14 protein-coding genes are annotated in these 15,831 nt (G+C 66.0%); 3 read left to right on the plus strand and 11 right to left on the minus strand.

The window, feature by feature from the left end:
• Positions 1-4: 4 nt before the first annotated feature.
• The 5 genes from JQ603_RS12540 to JQ603_RS12560 form a co-directional block, all read right to left on the minus strand.
• The gene (locus JQ603_RS12540; RefSeq protein ID WP_212339764.1) at positions 5-817 is read right to left on the minus strand and encodes an amino acid ABC transporter ATP-binding protein; all 813 of its coding nucleotides are present in this window, start codon (positions 815-817) and stop codon (positions 5-7) included.
• Complete coding sequence (locus JQ603_RS12545; protein ID WP_212339765.1) at positions 817-1,536, minus strand: amino acid ABC transporter permease; 720 nt, start codon at positions 1,534-1,536, stop codon at positions 817-819. The genes JQ603_RS12540 and JQ603_RS12545 overlap by 1 nt, the downstream gene beginning before the upstream one ends.
• Before the next feature lie 4 nt (positions 1,537-1,540).
• Complete coding sequence (locus JQ603_RS12550) at positions 1,541-2,200, minus strand: amino acid ABC transporter permease (protein ID WP_212339766.1); 660 nt, start codon at positions 2,198-2,200, stop codon at positions 1,541-1,543.
• A 67-nt stretch (positions 2,201-2,267) separates the two neighbouring features.
• The gene (locus JQ603_RS12555) at positions 2,268-3,125 is read right to left on the minus strand and encodes a transporter substrate-binding domain-containing protein (protein ID WP_212339767.1); all 858 of its coding nucleotides are present in this window, start codon (positions 3,123-3,125) and stop codon (positions 2,268-2,270) included.
• 45 nt (positions 3,126-3,170) lie between these two features.
• Positions 3,171-4,136: an agmatinase gene (locus JQ603_RS12560; RefSeq protein ID WP_212339768.1), complete on the minus strand. Its 966-nt coding sequence runs from the start codon at positions 4,134-4,136 to the stop codon at positions 3,171-3,173.
• 159 nt (positions 4,137-4,295) lie between these two features.
• Between JQ603_RS12560 and JQ603_RS12565 the strand changes: the two genes are divergently transcribed.
• Positions 4,296-5,210, plus strand: coding sequence for a LysR family transcriptional regulator (locus JQ603_RS12565; RefSeq protein WP_212339769.1), 915 nt, complete (start codon positions 4,296-4,298; stop codon positions 5,208-5,210).
• Between the two features lie 24 nt (positions 5,211-5,234).
• Here the strand turns inward: JQ603_RS12565 and JQ603_RS12570 are convergent, their stop codons facing one another.
• The 6 genes from JQ603_RS12570 to JQ603_RS12595 are packed head-to-tail and all read right to left on the minus strand — an operon-like array spanning position 5,235 to position 12,970.
• Entirely contained in the window at positions 5,235-7,103 is a 1,869-nt protein-coding gene (locus JQ603_RS12570; RefSeq protein WP_212339770.1) for an ABC transporter ATP-binding protein, read from the minus strand.
• A 9-nt stretch (positions 7,104-7,112) separates the two neighbouring features.
• A complete protein-coding gene (locus JQ603_RS12575) occupies positions 7,113-8,039 on the minus strand; it encodes a 2-hydroxyacid dehydrogenase (RefSeq protein ID WP_212339771.1) in 927 nt (308 codons plus the stop codon).
• A 13-nt stretch (positions 8,040-8,052) separates the two neighbouring features.
• On the minus strand, positions 8,053-9,381 hold the full coding sequence (locus JQ603_RS12580) for an NAD(P)/FAD-dependent oxidoreductase (RefSeq protein ID WP_212339772.1): 1,329 nt from the start codon (positions 9,379-9,381) through the stop codon (positions 8,053-8,055).
• A 40-nt stretch (positions 9,382-9,421) separates the two neighbouring features.
• Complete coding sequence (locus JQ603_RS12585; protein ID WP_212339773.1) at positions 9,422-10,297, minus strand: ABC transporter permease; 876 nt, start codon at positions 10,295-10,297, stop codon at positions 9,422-9,424.
• 3 nt (positions 10,298-10,300) lie between these two features.
• Complete coding sequence (locus tag JQ603_RS12590; RefSeq protein WP_212339774.1) at positions 10,301-11,251, minus strand: ABC transporter permease; 951 nt, start codon at positions 11,249-11,251, stop codon at positions 10,301-10,303.
• A gap of 27 nt (positions 11,252-11,278) precedes the next feature.
• Complete coding sequence (locus tag JQ603_RS12595) at positions 11,279-12,970, minus strand: peptide ABC transporter substrate-binding protein (protein ID WP_212339775.1); 1,692 nt, start codon at positions 12,968-12,970, stop codon at positions 11,279-11,281.
• Positions 12,971-13,189: 219 nt separating this feature from the next.
• On the opposite strand from JQ603_RS12595, the gene JQ603_RS12600 reads away from it, so the two are divergent.
• Positions 13,190-13,822 (plus strand): cupin domain-containing protein, encoded by a 633-nt coding sequence (locus tag JQ603_RS12600; protein ID WP_212339776.1) that lies wholly within the window; start codon positions 13,190-13,192, stop codon positions 13,820-13,822.
• Positions 13,823-13,956: 134 nt separating this feature from the next.
• The gene (locus JQ603_RS12605) at positions 13,957-15,825 is read left to right on the plus strand and encodes an ATP-binding protein (RefSeq protein ID WP_212339777.1); all 1,869 of its coding nucleotides are present in this window, start codon (positions 13,957-13,959) and stop codon (positions 15,823-15,825) included.
• The last annotated feature ends 6 nt before the right edge of the window (positions 15,826-15,831 follow it).

Raw genomic sequence — 15,831 nt, forward strand, 5'->3', positions numbered from 1 at the left:
GGCATTACTCCGTGGGTTTGGCTGTTGTCCTGACGATGCGGTGGTCCGTCCGCACCAGATCGAGAAAGCTCTGCAGGCGCGGCTCCTTCGGCGCGGCCATGATGTCGCGCGCCGGCCCCTCCTCCAGGATGCGGCCGCGGTCCATGAAGGCAATGCGGTCGGCGAGGCTCGCCGCAAAGCCGATTTCGTGGGTGACGACCAGCATGGTCATGCCGATATCGGCGAGCGTGCGCAGCACGGCGAGCACCTCGCCGACCAGTTCCGGATCGAGCGCCGAGGTCGGCTCGTCGAACAGCATCAGGGCCGGATCCATGGCCAGCGCACGGGCGATGGCCACCCGCTGCTTCTGACCTCCGGAGAGCGCGTGCGGATGGCGATCCATCCGGTCGGCAAGACCAAGCCGCGTCAGCAGCTCCGCACCGCGCCGCGTCGCTTCGTCCCGCGAGCGGCCGAGCACCACGATCTGCGGCCGCACCACGTTTTCCAGTGCCGTCATATGCGGCCAGAGGTGGAATTGCTGGAAGACGATGCCGACCTGCGGACGCAGCGCGTCGATCTGCCGGCGGCTGTGGCGGCGCACGACACCACCCGGCATCAATTCGCGCCCCAGCGGCTTGCCCGCCACCTCGATGAAGCCGTCGTCGGGCTGCTCGAGCCAGGTCAGGCAGCGCAACAGGGTGCTCTTGCCGCATCCGCTCGGGCCGATCAGTGCGACGATCTGACCCGCATGGACGTCGAGATACACCTGGTCGAGCGCAGTGACGCCGTGAAAGCGCTTGGTCAGGTTGGAGACGCGGAGGACGGGCACAGCGCTCATCAGGTCCTCCTGGCCACCAGCGAGAGATAGCGGTCGGCGATCCGGTTGCGGCTGACGGCCTCGGCCTGCACGGCCCCGACCCTGCGTTCCAGCCGCCTCGAGGCTTCCGCGATGACGACCGCGATCAGCCAGTAGATCGAGGCTACGGCCGCAAACACCTCGAAGGGCGCGAAGGTGTTTCCCTGCACCACGAGGCTCTGATAGGTGAGCTCCGGCACCGTGATGGAGGACAGGACGGCCGACTCCTTCATCATGGTCAGCGTCATGTTGGTGGACGGCGGCACCAGGGTGCGCAGGATCTGCGGCGCCACCACATGCCACATCGCGTTCGCCGGCGACATGCCGATGGCGCGCGCGCTTTCGAACTGGCCGCGCGGCAAGGCGAGGATCGCGGCACGCACGATCTCGGCATAATAGGCACTGGCGAACAGCGCGAGTGCCACGGTCCCGACCAGGGTCGCCGGCAGCCGGATGCCCCAAAACGGCAAACCGTAATAGACGACGAAGAGAATGATGATGAAGGGAATGTTGCGCAGGATCTCGACATAGAAGCCGGCGACGAGCCGCGGCAGCCAGCCCGGCGTCAGCGCGATCAAGGCGACCGCAATTCCCGCGGCATAGCCCAGCAGCAGGGCTGCAACCGACACCTGGAGGGTCAGCCACGCACCCTGCAGGAGCAGCGGCCAATAATCGACCAGTATGGCTGGATCGAAATGCATCGCGCTAGGCTCGCGCCGCGGCGAAGCGTCTCTCCGCCAGCCTGCCGGACAGGCTGATGGCGAGATTGATGACGAGGAACACGAGTGCCGAACCGATCATGGTCTCGAACGGCCGATAGCTGGAGCTGGCGATCTGCTGCGACGTACGCAGCACGTCGACGACGGTGATGACCGACAGAAGCGCGGTGCCCTTCACGACGATCGTCGCCTCGTTGATCAGCACCGGCACGATGCGCCGGAACAGTTGGGGCAGCACGACCCTGAGCCAGATGGCATGCGGCGGCAGTCCGAGCGCCGTCGAGGCTTCGATCTGACCGGCGTCGATGGTGGCGAGGCCGCCGCGCATGCTCTCGCTGACGAACACCATGCTGTTGAAGGCGATGGCCGAAACGCCCGCCACTTCCGGCGAGAGGTCGAGACCGACCGCCGGAAGCACGTAATAGGCGATGAAGATCTGGATCAGGAGCGGCGTGCCGCGCACGAAGCTGATGACGACGGCGATGCACGCGTTGACGGCGGCGATCTTCCGGGAGCGAACGATCGTCAAAGCGGTGCCGAGCACAAGGGCGAGCAGCATGATGATGATCGCCAGCCGGAGGTTCACGGCCGCAGCGCTGATCAGACGGGGCAGGATCGACAACAGATAGTCGAGCTTGAAGCCCATGATACGGGCCTTTCTTGTCGGAAGATGCCTGGTCCCGCCGTTACCCCTTGGTCGTCGCGCCGAGCGGCTACATGGCCCCGGGCGGCAGATAGTCTTTGTCCGGGATGGTCATCTCGAAGCCGAACCATTTCTTCTGAAGCGCCGCGAGGCGGCCGTCGTCGCGCATCTTGAGGATCACACCGGAAATGGCGTCGCGCAGGTCCTTGTCATCTGGCCGCGTCACCCAGGCGAGATAGGGGTGCACGCCGTCCTGAGGAATCGGCGCCATCAGCTCGAAGACATCGGACTTGTCCTTGACCAGGGCCGCAAGGCTCGGCAGCGGCTGGAGCACGGCGTCGACCTCGCCATTTGCGAGCGCCACGTAGCTCTCGGGGTAGGCGGTGAAGAGCTTCAGCTCCTTGAAGCCCGTGCCCCCCGCAGCCTTCAGCTTGGCATCGAGCGCGCGCGCAACCGGTTCGGTCGACGAGGCAAGCTGGGTTGCGACCACCTTGCCGTTGAGGTCTTCCACCTTGGCGATCTTGTCGCCCTTGCGCTTCATGGCGTAAGGCAGACCGTCGGCGATCGGCATCGTGTAGGCGTAACGCTTTGCGCGCTCCGCATTGATGCCGACCGTGGTGGCGACAAAATCGAACTTGCCGGCCAGCACACCGGGCAGGATGCCCTGCCAGGGCAGATCGAGCTGGTTCAGCTTCTTGACGCCGAGCTCCTTGACCACTTCGGCCAGGATGTCGGAGCCATAGCCGATGATCTTGCCGTCCTTGACGAACTCGAAGGGGGGAAAGGCAGCTTCAGTGCCGACCGTCAATTCGCCGGTCCGCTTGATCTTGTCCAGCGTCGTCTCGGCGAAGGCAGGCTGGCTCGCGACCAGCGCGAGGCAGGCAGCGCCGGCCAGGATGCCGAATATCGTGCGATTGGTCTTCCGCATGGCTGATCCTTTTATTGTCTGTGATCGCAAAGCCTTGCCGCCGCCTCAGGCGGGCGGCGCGTCGAAATAATTCGCCCTCACCGCCGCGCCGATCAGATTCACGATCAGGCGGCCGGCCGTGATGCAGCTGATCATGTTGACGTCGATGGACGGCGTGATCTCCACGACGTCCATGCCGACCACGCGCCCCTTGCGCACCAGGCCGTGAATGAGCTTGCGGACCTGATGGAAGGTGAGGCCGCCCGGCGCCGGGCCCTCGACGGCAGGCATCACGCTGGGATCGAGGCCATCGGCGTCGATCGTGATGTAATACTGGCCGCCCTCCGGAATCCGCTCGAGCACCGACTCCATGCCCTTGTCGTGCACCTCGAAGGCCGGGATGATGTTGGAGCCATAGGCTGCCGCCGCCTCGACCTCTTCGGGCCGCGCGCTGCCCGATGAGCGAATGCCGATCTGGAAGATCTCGCCGATATGGGGCATCTCGGAGGCCCGCCGGATCGGACTCGAGAGGCCGTCGCGAACGCCGTTCACCTCGTCGCGCCAGTCGATATGGGCATCGACCTGAATCAGCGTGATCGGACCGTGGCCCTTGAAGGCGCGCAGGATCGGGATCGGAATGCCGTGGTCGCCGCCGATCGTGATGGGCATGGCTCCGGCGGCAAGGATCTTGCTTACCGCTTGTTCGGCTCGAACGGAGTGGCTGCGGAGATCGGTCATGTCGGCAGGCACGTTGCCGACATCGACCACTTTCAAGGCACGTCCGCCGTAGATCGGGCCACCGACGTCGAAATCGTAGCGCTCCAGGCTGCGACAGATCCGATCGGTGACCGAACGGACGGCATCGGGTGCCTTCGACTGGTCGTTGGTGATCGCGGCGGCGTCGTAGGCGCTGCCGTAGGGAATGCCGAGGATGGCAATGTGTGCGTCGAGAGCGTCGAGATCGGTGCAGATGGGCGACCAGAGCAGGCTCTGGTGCTTGAGAGAAGGCGGCACCGTCAGGGGCAAAGCCATACGTCCTCCAGATCACAGCAGGTTGGTCTTGCCGAACAAATCGGCATCTGGCCGCCGGGCGACCGGTCTGCGCATTGCCCGGATGTTCAGCGACGGTAACGCTGACCGGACGGCGCCCGGAATGACGTTTCCCGAAACCATGCTTGCAGGAACCGCAACATGAAGTACGTCCCGCCGGCGCCCGTTCCGCCGCTCACCGAGAGCGATCTCAGATTGCTGCGCATCTTTCGCGCCGTCGCCGAAGCGGGCGGGCTAACCGCGGCGGAAGCCCAGCTCGGGATGGAGCGATCGACCATCAGCCGGCATCTGCTCGCGCTGGAAACGCGCCTCGGCAGCAGGCTCTGCTTTCGCGGCCCTTCCGGGTTCGAGCTGACCGATTTCGGCCACCGGGCCCTGCTCGCCAGCATTGCGGCCTGCGACGCACTCGAAATGGTGCATCACGAGCTCAACCTGGCCAGGAACATCCTGTCGGGCGAACTGAAGATCGGCATCGCCGACAACTGCCTCTCCAATCAGCAGTGCCGATTGGCGGACACTCTGGCCCGGTTTCGCGCGGCCGCCCCCGATGTCACCTTGAACGTCGCGATCGGCCTGCCGGGCGCGCTGGTCGAGGACGTGCTGGAGCGGCGACTGCATCTTGCGATCAGCGGCCAGCCCGCCATCAACAGCAAGCTCGAATACGTCTCGCTGTTCACCGAGGAGTTCCGGCTCTACACAGCGGCGGCCGCGCCGCTTGCGCTCGACGACTTGCGCGCCGGCGGCGTGGTTCTGGTGACGCGGACAAACGATCGACGCACGCAAAATCTCGCGCGGCGGCTTCACATCAAGCAGCGCGCCGTCGCCTTCGGGCTGGAGGCGGTCGCGACGATGCTGGTCGGCGGCGGCTTCGTCGGCTTCCTGCCGACGCATTATGTCGAGATGCTGAGACCGATCCATCAATTGGCGGAGGTTACAGGCGCCGAGGCGTTTCGCTACACGACCCAGTTCTCGCTGATCTCGGCGATCAATCGCCCCCTGCCGCCGAGCGGCCGGTTGCTTACCAGATTGCTGACCGATCCACAGAGCGCGAGCTGAGACGTCTCGCTCTGTCGCCTTCTTTCAAGACCATTCACCATCACCCCACACCTGCACCACGTGGCCAGGCGAGACTTCGCGATATTGCCGCACCGGCGGCTGGTAATCCGGTGCGCGCACCGGGCTTCTGATCTCGTCGTTGGAGGCTTCACGCTTCGTGCCGCGGCGCGATGGATCCGGCACCGGCACGGCGGCCATCAGCTTCTTCGTATAGGGATGCTGCGGATTGCCGAACACGGCAGCGCGCGGGCCGATCTCGACGATCTCGCCGAGATACATCACCGCGACGCGGTGGCTCATCCGCTCGACCACCGCGATGTCGTGGGAGATGAAGAGATAGGCGAGGCCCATGCTGGCCTGGAGGTCGAGCATCAGATTGACGACCTGCGCCTTCACCGAGACGTCGAGCGCGGACACCGCCTCGTCGGCGACGATCAGCTTCGGCCCGAGCGCGAGCGCGCGCGCAATGCAGATGCGCTGGCGCTGGCCGCCGGAGAATTCATGCGGGAAGCGCGCGGCCATGTCGGCGGAAAGACCGACGCGCACGAGCAGGTCGGCGACCTTGTCGCGGGCCTGGGCGGCGGTGGCGAGGCCGTTTGCGAGCAACGGGGCCGCGATCGCCGTGCCCACCGACATGCGCGGATTGAGGCTTGCGAACGGATCCTGAAACACGATCTGCATGTGCTTGCGGAAGTCGCGCAAGGTTCGGCCGTTCATGGCGAGAACATCCTGGCCGTCGATCAGGACCGTACCGCTGTCGGGCTCCGTCAGCTTCAGGATCGAGCGTCCCGTCGTCGACTTGCCGCAGCCGGACTCGCCGACCAGCGCCAGCGTCTCGCCGGCGCGCAAGGTGAAGGAGACGTTCTCGACCGCGTGGACGCGGCCGGAGACCTTGCCGAACAGGCCCGAGCGGATCGGAAAGCGCGTCGTGAGGTTCGAGACTTCGAGCAGCGGGCGTTCGGCGGTCGAAACCGTCTCGGGCGTCTCGATCGGGTCATCCGATGTGCCCGTCACCTTGTCGACGATGGGAAAACGCATCGGCCGCTGACGTCCGTCCATCGAGCCGAGCCGCGGTACGGCAGCGAGCAGCGCGCGCGTATACGGATGCGCGGGCGCGGCGAAGATGCGCGCAGTGGCGTCGGTCTCGACCGCCTGCCCGCCATACATCACCACCGTGCGGTCCGCGATCTCGGCGACCACGCCCATATCGTGGGTGATGAAGAGGATCGACATCCCCTCCTCCTGCTGAAGCTCCTTCAGGAGCTCCAGGATCTGGGCCTGGATGGTGACATCGAGCGCGGTGGTCGGCTCGTCCGCGATCAGCAGCTTCGGCTTGCAGGCCAGCGCCATCGCGATCATCACGCGCTGGCGCATGCCGCCGGAGAAGCGGTGCGGATGCTCGTGGAAGCGCGACTTCGCCGCGGGGATGCGGACGCGATCGAGAAGACGGATGGTCTCGGCCTCCGCCGCCGCGCGCGACAGGCCGCGATGCTGGATCAGCGCTTCCGCGATCTGGAAGCCGATGGTGAGCACCGGATTGAGGCTCGTCATCGGCTCCTGGAAGATCATCGCGACGTCGTTGCCACGGATGTCTTTCATGCCCGCTTCGGGCAGCGACAAGAGATCGCGCCCGGCCAGCGTGACGCGGCCCTCGATGCGGCCGCCGTCCTTCGGGATCAGCCGCATGATCGAAAGCGCGGTGACGCTCTTGCCCGAGCCGGACTCGCCCACGATCGCCACGGTTTCGCGGGGCGCGATGTCGAAGGAGACGTTGCGGACGACGGGAACCCATTGCCGCTCGAGCATGAAGGACGTGGTGAGGCCTGAGACCGATAGCACAGGGGACCGCGCTTGTGCGATCACCTGGTCAGCTCTGCTCGCGTCCATGCTCATGCGATTGCCCTAGTAGCCGCGCGTACGATCGACCAGCCCCGGCAGGTCTTCACCGCGGCGGTGGCGTGCGATGACGTCGAGCACGTAGTCGACGGCCGTATCGGGCGTGGTCATGCTGGCATTGTGCGGCGTCAGCAGGATGCGCGGATGGCCCCAGAACGGATGGCCCGCCGGGAGCGGCTCGGGTTCGGCGACGTCGAGCACCGCACCCGACAGGGCGCCGCTATCGAGCGCCGCGAGGAAATCGGCCTCAATGAGATGCGGCCCGCGTCCGACATTGACGAGACCAGCACCGCGCGGCAGGCGGGCGAAGAGGTCCGCATTCAGGATGCCGCGGGTCTCGTCGGTCAGGGGCAGCAGGCAAACGAGGATGTCGGTCTGCGCCAGGAAATCCGGCAGGGCCTCGGCACCTGCGTAACAGGTGACGCCTTCGATCTCGCGCGGCGACCGATTCCAGCCGAGAAGCGGAAAGCCGAACGCCTTGAGCCGTTCGAGCACGGCCTGGCCGAGCTGGCCGAGCCCCATCACGCCGACACGTCGGCGCCTGGCCGGCGTGATCCGGATCTCGCGCCAGACCTGCTCCTTCTGCTGGGCGATGAAGTGCAGGAGATCGCGATGCAGGGCGAGCACGCTCATGGTGACGTATTCCACCATGGTCTCGGCGATGCCGGGCTCCAGCATGCGCAGCAGCGGAATGTGCGGCGGGAGCTTTGCCACGTCGAACTGATCGACGCCGGCACCGACCGAGAATACCAGCTCGATGTTCGGGAACGTCGTCGCGATGTTATCAGGCGGCACCCAGGTCACGAGATAGCGCACGTCCGCGGGATTGCCGATGTCGGGCCAGAGCCGGAACGGCATGTCGGGCGCCCGCTCCGCGAAGAAGCGGGCCCATTCCCCCCCGCGTGCCACGTTGGCCTTGTAGAGAACCGTCATGTCACGGGCATCCTCAGAACGGGCTGACCGGCGCCAGCCGGCGGCCGTCGATCATGCGCTTGTGGCTGTAGGCGGCGGGATCGACCAGCGGCGTCGAGCCGGTCACGATATCGGCGGCGAGCTTGCCGGCCGCCGGGCCAATGCCGAAGCCGTGGCCGGAGAAGCCGGTCGCGAGGAAGAAGCCGGGCAGCGCATCGACCGGCGAGATCACGGGAATGGTGTCGGGCGTGCAATCGATCGTGCCGCCCCAGGCTTCCGCGATCTCGATGTCCTTTAGCTCCGGGTTCGACTTGATCAACGAAGCCAGCGCCGCATTGACCAACGACATGTCAGGCGCGGGATCACGCACGCGCTCGGCCTCGAACGGCGACGGCTTGTCGAAGCTCCAGCCCGTGCCGCGCATGAGCTGGTCGAAGAATGACTTGCCGAACGACAGCTTCAATCCGTTCTTGCGATGCTGATAGGTCGGCCAGAACGTGCGCGCGTAGCGAAACAGGTCGGGCGACAGCTCGACCGTCCCGCGGTTGCGCAGCGCCAGCGTGAAGCCGCCGTCGAGGCGGCGGCGGATGCAGTAGAAGTCGGTGCCGAGCGCGCCCGAGGTGATCTCCGGCGCCGGCGTGGTCCGGCACGCGGTCGCATTGACGAGGCCGATCGGCAGCTCGATACCGTGGCGGCGGCAGAACAGCGACGACCATGCGCCGCCGGACAGCAGCACGGACTGGGTGCGAATGGTGCCTTTCTCGGTGACGACGGCGCTAACCCGCCCGCCGGTCGTCTCCAGCCCGCGCGCGGCGCAGCCCTGATGAATGGTGACGCCGTGCTTGCGCGCGGCGGTGGCGAGTGCGGGCACGGCCATCGACGGCTCGGCACGGCCATCGCTCGGCGTGTGCAGGCCGCCGACCCATTTGTCGGCATTATCAGGCATGCGCTCGGCGACCTCCGCCGGCGTCAGCACGGTGGAGTGCACCTGCTGCTCGCGCGCGATCGCGGCCCAGCGCTCCCAGCCGGCGAGCTCGTCCTTGCTCTTGGTGAGGAACAGGACGCCGGTGCGGCGGAAGCCGGCATCGACGCCGGCGTCGTTCTGCATGTCCTCCCACAGCCGCAGCGCCTCGCGCGCGAGCGGAATCTCCTCGCGTGCGCGGCCCTGCTGCCGGCACCAGCCCCAATTGCGGCTCGACTGCTCGCCGCCGACATGACCTTTCTCGACGAGGGCGACGGAATGGCCCTTCTTCGCGAGATGATAGGCCGCGGACACGCCGATCACGCCGCCGCCGATGACGACGACATCCACCTGCGCCGGCAGGCGTTCGTCGCTGTTTATACGGTTGAGCGGCGGGGACATGGGGCACTCCTGGCATTCACTTCGATCGAGATCTTGCTCGTCATGGGATGTTCATTCGCGGATCCAGCGCATCGCGCAGGCCGTCACCGAGGAAGTTGAAGCTGGTTACCGCGAGCGTGATGGCGACACCCGGCACGATCGCGAGCCAGGGCGCGCTGGTGAGATAGATCTGCGCGTTGTTGAGCATGTTGCCCCAGCTTGCGGCCGGCGGCTGGATGCCGAAGCCGAGATAGCTGACATAGGATTCGAGCAGGATCGCCTTGGCGACGTTCAGCGTCGCCGCCACCACGATCGGTGCGATCGCATTGGGCACGAGCTCGCGGAACACGATCCGCAGGTTCGACGACCCGAAGGCGAGTGCCGCCACGGCAAACTCGCGCTCACGCAGCGATCGCACCTGGGCTTCGACGACGCGGGCCACTGCCATCCACGCCGTTGCGGCGATCAGCACGGTGGTGGTGACGAGGCCGGGCTCGGTGAGCGCCGCGAGCGCAAGCAGGAGGAAGATGGTCGGAAAGCACAGCACGGCATCGACGAGCCGCATCAGGACCGCACCGACGGCCCCGCCATAGAAGCCGGCGAAGGCGCCGACCACGATACCGATCGCCATCGCCATCACCATCGCGACGATGCCGATCGAGAGCGAGACGCGCCCGCCCATCATCAACCGTGCGAGCACGTCGCGGCCGAGCTCGTCGGTGCCGAGGATGTGCGCGCCCGACAGCGGCGGCGCGAACCGCTTCATGATGTCGATATAGGTGTCGTCGAACGGCAGGAGATAGGGACCCAATGCCGAACCGAGCACGAGGACAAGGATGATCACCGCACCCGCAAGCGCAAGCCTGTGACGGCAAAAGCGCCGCCACGCGGCCTGACCGGGCGTGCGCTGGACAGTGGAGAGGGCCGCAGTCGCCATCGCCTAGCCCACCCGGATGCGCGGATCGACGACGGCATAGAGGATGTCGGCGAGCAGCGAGCCGATCAGCACCATCGTCGCCGAAAACATCAGGATGCCCATCACCACGGGATAGTCGCGGTAGCCGATGGAATCGAGAAAGAGCCGGCCCATGCCGGGCCAGGTGAATACGGTTTCCGCCACCAGCGCGCCGCCCAGCAAGGTCGGAAACTGCAGGCCGGCCACCGTGATCATCGGCAGCAGCGCGTTGCGCAGGGCGTGCACGGTGAGGATGCGCCATTCCGGCATGCCCTTGGCGCGCGCGGTGCGGATGTAGTCCTGGTTGATGACCTCCAGCATCGAGGAGCGCATGAAGCGCCCCCACATCGCGGTCTCGACCAGCGCCAGCACCATGGCCGGCGCAATCAGGTGATGCAGCAGGTCGAGAAAGGAGCCGTCGCCGATGGTCTGCCGGTTACCGGCCGGGAGCCAGCCGAGCTTCACCGAGAACACGTAGATGGTGACGAGGCCGAACCAGAAGGTCGGAATCGACAGCGCGATCATGGCGCCGACGGTGGCGAGCGTATCGAACACCGAATAGCGGCGCAGCGCACCAAGGATGCCGATCCAGCAGCCGAGCAGCACCGCGATGATGGTTGCCGTCGCCATCAGCTCCAGTGTGGCGCCGAGATGCGAGGAGATCACCGACAGCACCGCCTCGCCATCGCGATAGGACTTGCCCCAGTCGCCTTTGAGCATGCGGCCGAACCAGTCGAGGTACTGGATCGGCAGCGGCCGGTCGAGGCCAAGCTGCCTCGTGACGCGGTCGAGATCCTCCTGCGTCATCTGCCCGGAGACGGCAAACTGCGAGAGCGGGCCGCCCGGCGCCAGATGCAGAATGGCAAAGCCGATCGCCGAAACGATCACGAGCAGCATGATCGCCTGCGCCAGGCGATTGGCGACGTAGCGGGCCATCTCAGGCGATCCAGCCGGCCTGAGACATCAGGCCCAGTACCATTCGCGCATGTTCCAGCTGTTGATCGACATGTTGATGTTCGGACGGAAGCCTTGCAGCCCCTCCTTGATGCCCTCGGCGATAAAGCTCTGAAACAGCGGCAGGATCGCGAGGTCGTTGCGGATGAGCTTCTGCAGCTCGCCATAGGTCGCCTTGCGCTGCGCCAGGTCGAACTGCTTGGCGCCTTGGGAAAGCAGCCGGTCGGCCTCCGCACTCTGATATTGATAGGTGTTGTAGCCGCGGCCGCCCTTGGCGGGAATGGCGCCGGAGCCGAAGCGCGGCGTCACGTCGGGGTCGCTGCCCAGCATGAAGTTCACGCCGACGATCACCGAATTGAACTTGGATTGCTGCCAGAAGTCGCCCCAGATCACGGCCGCCGGCATGTTGTTGACGCGCATCGTTGCGCCGATGGCGCGCCAGTCCTGGATCAGGAGCTGCTGGCACTGCTCGCGCACGGCACTGCCCGCCGTCGTCGAGTTGGTGAATTCGAGCTTGACGCCGCCCTTCTCGCGGATGCCGCTGGAGCCGCGAACCCAGCCCGCGGCGTCGAGCAGCGCATTGGCCTTGGCAGGATCGTATTTGTGCTGCGGCAGCCCCTGCTGGAACGACCAGGCCTGCTGCGGCACGAAGCTCTCTGTCTGCGTCGGCAGGCCGTAATAGAGCGCATCGATGATCGCCTGCTTGTTGATGCCGAGATAGAGCGCCTCGCGCACGGCGCGGTCGGTAAAGGGACCGAAGTCGAGATTGGGCGCGATATGCTCCACCGAGGAGGTCGAGGAGACGAAGATCTTGCGGCCCTTCAGCGTCTTCGCCTCCTGCACGAAGTTCGGCAGGATGCCCGCAAGGCCGGTGTAGTCGACCTGTCCGGTACGGAACTGCGTGTAGAGCACGGTGAGATCAGGGATGTACTTGAAGACCACGCGTTCGACGTACGGCCCCTTGCCGTGATAGCCGGTGTGGGCATTCAACTGGATATGATCGCCCGGCACGCGCTCGCCCCAGCGGAACGGGCCGGTCCCGACCGGCGCATTGTGGAACGGCGAGGCGTTCGGATCGGACACCTTCTCCAGGATGTGCTTGGGCACGATGAAGGTGAACGACGCCAGGATCGACATGTAGGGCGAATACGGCGCTTCCATCCGCCATTGGATCTCGTCGGGCGCCACGACGGTGATGTCCTTGACGAGGCTATGGCCGACCCGGCTGCGCGCGCGGAAGGCGGGATTGTTGATCAGCTCGATGGAGAATTTGACGTCCTCCGCCGTGAACGGCGTGCCGTCATGCCACTTCACGTCCTTGCGGAGCTTGATCTTCCAGGTCAGGCCGTCGGCCGACAAGCCGCCATTCTCGAGCGTCGGGACCTCACGGGCGAGGTCGGGAACGAAATTCCCGTCGGGATCGATGTACCAGAGCGGCGAGAACACCTGCCACCAGATGCCCTGATCGACCTCGATGCCGGGCATCAAGGGATGGAAGACGGTCGGCTCCTGCGACAGCGCCGCGATCACCTGTCCGCGCGGCTTGTCCGGCGGGCTGGTCGGGCGCTCGGCCTGCGCGAAGGCGCTGCCCGCGAGACTCCATCCCGCCGCGGCGCCGGCGCCGAGCTGGAAGAATTGACGGCGATTCGGAACACCGAGATGCACTGCCCCAACGCCGAACTTGCCGGTGTCGTCTGCCATGACCCACTCTCCTTGTCGCACGCGGCACCGTCTCCCGCGCCCCCGAGACCCCGGCAAGGGACAAGGAGTGGGCTTTAGTGCTTCTAAATTTTTCGATCAAAAGTTCATCATGACTAAATACAGCTGTCAATCACATTGCTAGGATGCGCGACCTTTTCACTGTGACTGAACCTCGGATCGACTCGGGTCCCGGGGTGAGACGATGCATGGGAGAGCGACATGGATGGTCGCGGCGATACGAACGGCACCAAGGACGCCCCGGCAGTCGAGGCCGACGACGCGGTCGACCAGCGCCTCGGCGAGACCGTGCGGCTGCTGCGCCAGCGCGCCGGGCTCTCGATCCAGGATGTCGCCAACAAGACCGGCCTCTCCAACGGCATGATCAGCCAGCTCGAACGTGCACGGGCCATGCCATCGATCCGCACCCTGCGCCTGCTCAGCATCGCGCTCGACGTGCCGATCTCCTACTTCTTCGAGACCAGCGATCCCGACAACGTGCAGCGCTACATCGTGCGCAAGAACGCGAGGCGCCTGCTGCGCCTCACCGCCAGCGGCGTCGTCAAGGAAGCCCTCACCCCCGACGGCAAGGGCCAGCTCGAGCTCTACGAGCTCACGCTCAATCCCGGCGCCTCCTCAGGCACCGACTTCCTCCAGCACACCGGTGAGAAGGCGGGCTACATCCTGTCGGGCAGCCTGCGGCTGTGGCTCGACAACCAGGCCCATCTGCTCGAGGCCGGGGACAGTTTCCGCTTCCCGAGCACCGTGCCGCACATGTTCGATAACCCGACCCAGCAGGTGGCACGCGCAATCTGGGTGACGACGCTGCGCCAGACCGATTCGCCGCCAGGTTGAACCACGCACCCTGTTCCCGGCGCCCCCGGTGCTGTAAATTGACCCTCGACGGAGAGCGGGGCAGTCTGTAGCTCACATGATGCCGGCCCGTCGACAGCGCGACGGGCGATCCGCGGCTGACGTCTTGGTGTGACATGAAACTCAGGGGGCTTCTGACTCTCGCGATGGCCGCGCAGGTCGTCGTGACTGCCGCAGCCCTCCTCGCCTCCCATGCAGTGACCGGAACCGCCGGCGGCTTCGGCACTCCCCAGGTCATTGCCCTGCTCGCAAGCGCCGCCATTGCGGCGCTGATCGCGCGCCTGTGCCTGCGTGCGATCGAGACGACGCAGCGCGATCAGGCTGCCGCAGCCCTGGCGGATCAAACGAAGGCCATCGCCGAGAGCGTGCAAATGACGCAAGCCGTCATCAAGACCGCGCTCGACGCCTTCGTCCAGACCGACGAGCGCGGCATCGTCCTGGAGTGGAGCTTCCAGGCCGAAGCCCTAACCGGATGGACGCGCAACGAGGCCATCGGCGCCGACGTCGTCGACCTCCTCGTCGCCGAGCCGCTCCGAGCCGGCTTCAGGCAGCGCATGATGCGGCTGTTGCCGGAACTGTCGCATGCGCCGATCGGCATCCGCTTCGAGGCGAGCCTGTTGCACAGAAATGGCGGCGAGATCCTGATCGAGGCGTCAAGCACGGCACTGCGTCTCGGGGAACGCCAAATCATCAACACCTTCGTCAAGGACGTCACGCAGAAGCGGGCCGCCGAGGAGCAGCTGATCCAGGCGCAGAAGATGGAGGCGGTCGGGCAGCTCACCGGCGGCATCGCGCACGAATTCAACAACATGCTCACCGTGATCACCGGCACGATCGAGATCCTCGCCGACGCCGTGAAGGACAATCCGCCGCTTGCGACCATCACCAAGCTGATCAGCGAGGCCGCCGATCGCGGCGCCACGCTGACGTCGAGCCTGCTGTCCTTTGCCCGCAAGCAGGCGCTCCAGCCGGCCGAGATCGACATCAACGAGCTGCTCGAGGAACTGGCCAAGCTGCTGCTGGCGACCTTCGACAAGAAGATCGAGATCGTGACGAAGCTGGACGCCAATGCCTGGCTGGCTTTCGCCGATCGCGGTCAATTGAGCTCGGCGCTGCTCAACCTCGCCATCAACGCCCGCGACGCGATGCTGGGCGGCGGCAGCCTCACGCTGACGACGCGCAACGTGGTGTTCGGCGTCCGCGAGGCCGTCGCGGTCGGCGCCGGCTATGCCGGCGACTATGTCGAGATCGAGATCGCCGACAGCGGCACGGGCATTCCGCGGGCCATTCTCGAACGCATCTTCGATCCGTTCTTCTCGACCAAGGAGGTCGGCAAGGGCACCGGGCTCGGGCTCAGCATGGTGTTCGGCTTCGTCAAGCAGTCCGGCGGCGGCATCAAGGTCGCCTCCACCGAAGGCCGCGGCACGACCTTCACGATCTACCTGCCCAAAGCCGAGACCAGCACGCTCCGCCCGGCCGGCTATGACGAGCGCAAGGTCGTGGGAGGACACGAAACCATCCTGTGCGTCGAGGACGACCGCGACGTCCGCCAATACGTCACGGTGCAGCTCGAGAGCCTCGGCTACAAGGTCATCCCCGCCGCGAACGCCACCGAAGCGCTCGCCATCGCCGCGGAGGGCAAGACGTTCGACCTGCTGTTCACCGACATCGTGATGGCGGGCGGCATCAACGGGCGCGAGCTCGCCGAGCAGATGGTGGCCGCGCGGCCGTGGCTGAGAGTGCTGTTGACCTCGGGCTACGCCTATGACTCGCCCACGCAGGCCCGCGCCACGATGGGCGCACCGCTGCTGACGAAGCCGTACCGCAAGGCCGAGCTCGCCCGCATGCTGCGCCGCTCTCTCGACACCGCCGTCGATTCCGCGGGCGATGCAATCCCGACGCCGTACTCGGTGCAGGCCGACGTCGAGGGCTTCTTGCGCAGGCAGGCAACTGAAGACGGCGGCACGACGCGGTCGCGGAAATAGCTCCGC

Origin of the sequence: Bradyrhizobium liaoningense, assembly GCF_018130825.1 — a bacterium.
In the GTDB taxonomy this organism is placed as follows: Bacteria; Pseudomonadota; Alphaproteobacteria; order Rhizobiales; family Xanthobacteraceae; genus Bradyrhizobium; species Bradyrhizobium liaoningense_B.

What these genes read in the sequence shown, in the direction of transcription:
- JQ603_RS12575 (WP_212339771.1), bottom strand. Translation starts at nt 8,039, where the DNA reads ATGACGGTTCTCTACAAGGCCAACGTGGCACGCGGGGGGGAATGGGCC.
- JQ603_RS12545 (WP_212339765.1), bottom strand. Translation starts at nt 1,536, where the DNA reads ATGCATTTCGATCCAGCCATACTGGTCGATTATTGGCCGCTGCTCCTG.
- JQ603_RS12595 (WP_212339775.1), bottom strand. Translation starts at nt 12,970, where the DNA reads ATGGCAGACGACACCGGCAAGTTCGGCGTTGGGGCAGTGCATCTCGGT.
- JQ603_RS12550 (WP_212339766.1), bottom strand. Translation starts at nt 2,200, where the DNA reads ATGGGCTTCAAGCTCGACTATCTGTTGTCGATCCTGCCCCGTCTGATC.
- JQ603_RS12540 (WP_212339764.1), bottom strand. Translation starts at nt 817, where the DNA reads ATGAGCGCTGTGCCCGTCCTCCGCGTCTCCAACCTGACCAAGCGCTTT.
- JQ603_RS12565 (WP_212339769.1), top strand. Translation starts at nt 4,296, where the DNA reads ATGAAGTACGTCCCGCCGGCGCCCGTTCCGCCGCTCACCGAGAGCGAT.
- JQ603_RS12600 (WP_212339776.1), top strand. Translation starts at nt 13,190, where the DNA reads ATGGATGGTCGCGGCGATACGAACGGCACCAAGGACGCCCCGGCAGTC.
- JQ603_RS12585 (WP_212339773.1), bottom strand. Translation starts at nt 10,297, where the DNA reads ATGGCGACTGCGGCCCTCTCCACTGTCCAGCGCACGCCCGGTCAGGCC.
- JQ603_RS12590 (WP_212339774.1), bottom strand. Translation starts at nt 11,251, where the DNA reads ATGGCCCGCTACGTCGCCAATCGCCTGGCGCAGGCGATCATGCTGCTC.
- JQ603_RS12605 (WP_212339777.1), top strand. Translation starts at nt 13,957, where the DNA reads ATGAAACTCAGGGGGCTTCTGACTCTCGCGATGGCCGCGCAGGTCGTC.
- JQ603_RS12570 (WP_212339770.1), bottom strand. Translation starts at nt 7,103, where the DNA reads ATGAGCATGGACGCGAGCAGAGCTGACCAGGTGATCGCACAAGCGCGG.
- JQ603_RS12580 (WP_212339772.1), bottom strand. Translation starts at nt 9,381, where the DNA reads ATGTCCCCGCCGCTCAACCGTATAAACAGCGACGAACGCCTGCCGGCG.
- JQ603_RS12555 (WP_212339767.1), bottom strand. Translation starts at nt 3,125, where the DNA reads ATGCGGAAGACCAATCGCACGATATTCGGCATCCTGGCCGGCGCTGCC.
- JQ603_RS12560 (WP_212339768.1), bottom strand. Translation starts at nt 4,136, where the DNA reads ATGGCTTTGCCCCTGACGGTGCCGCCTTCTCTCAAGCACCAGAGCCTG.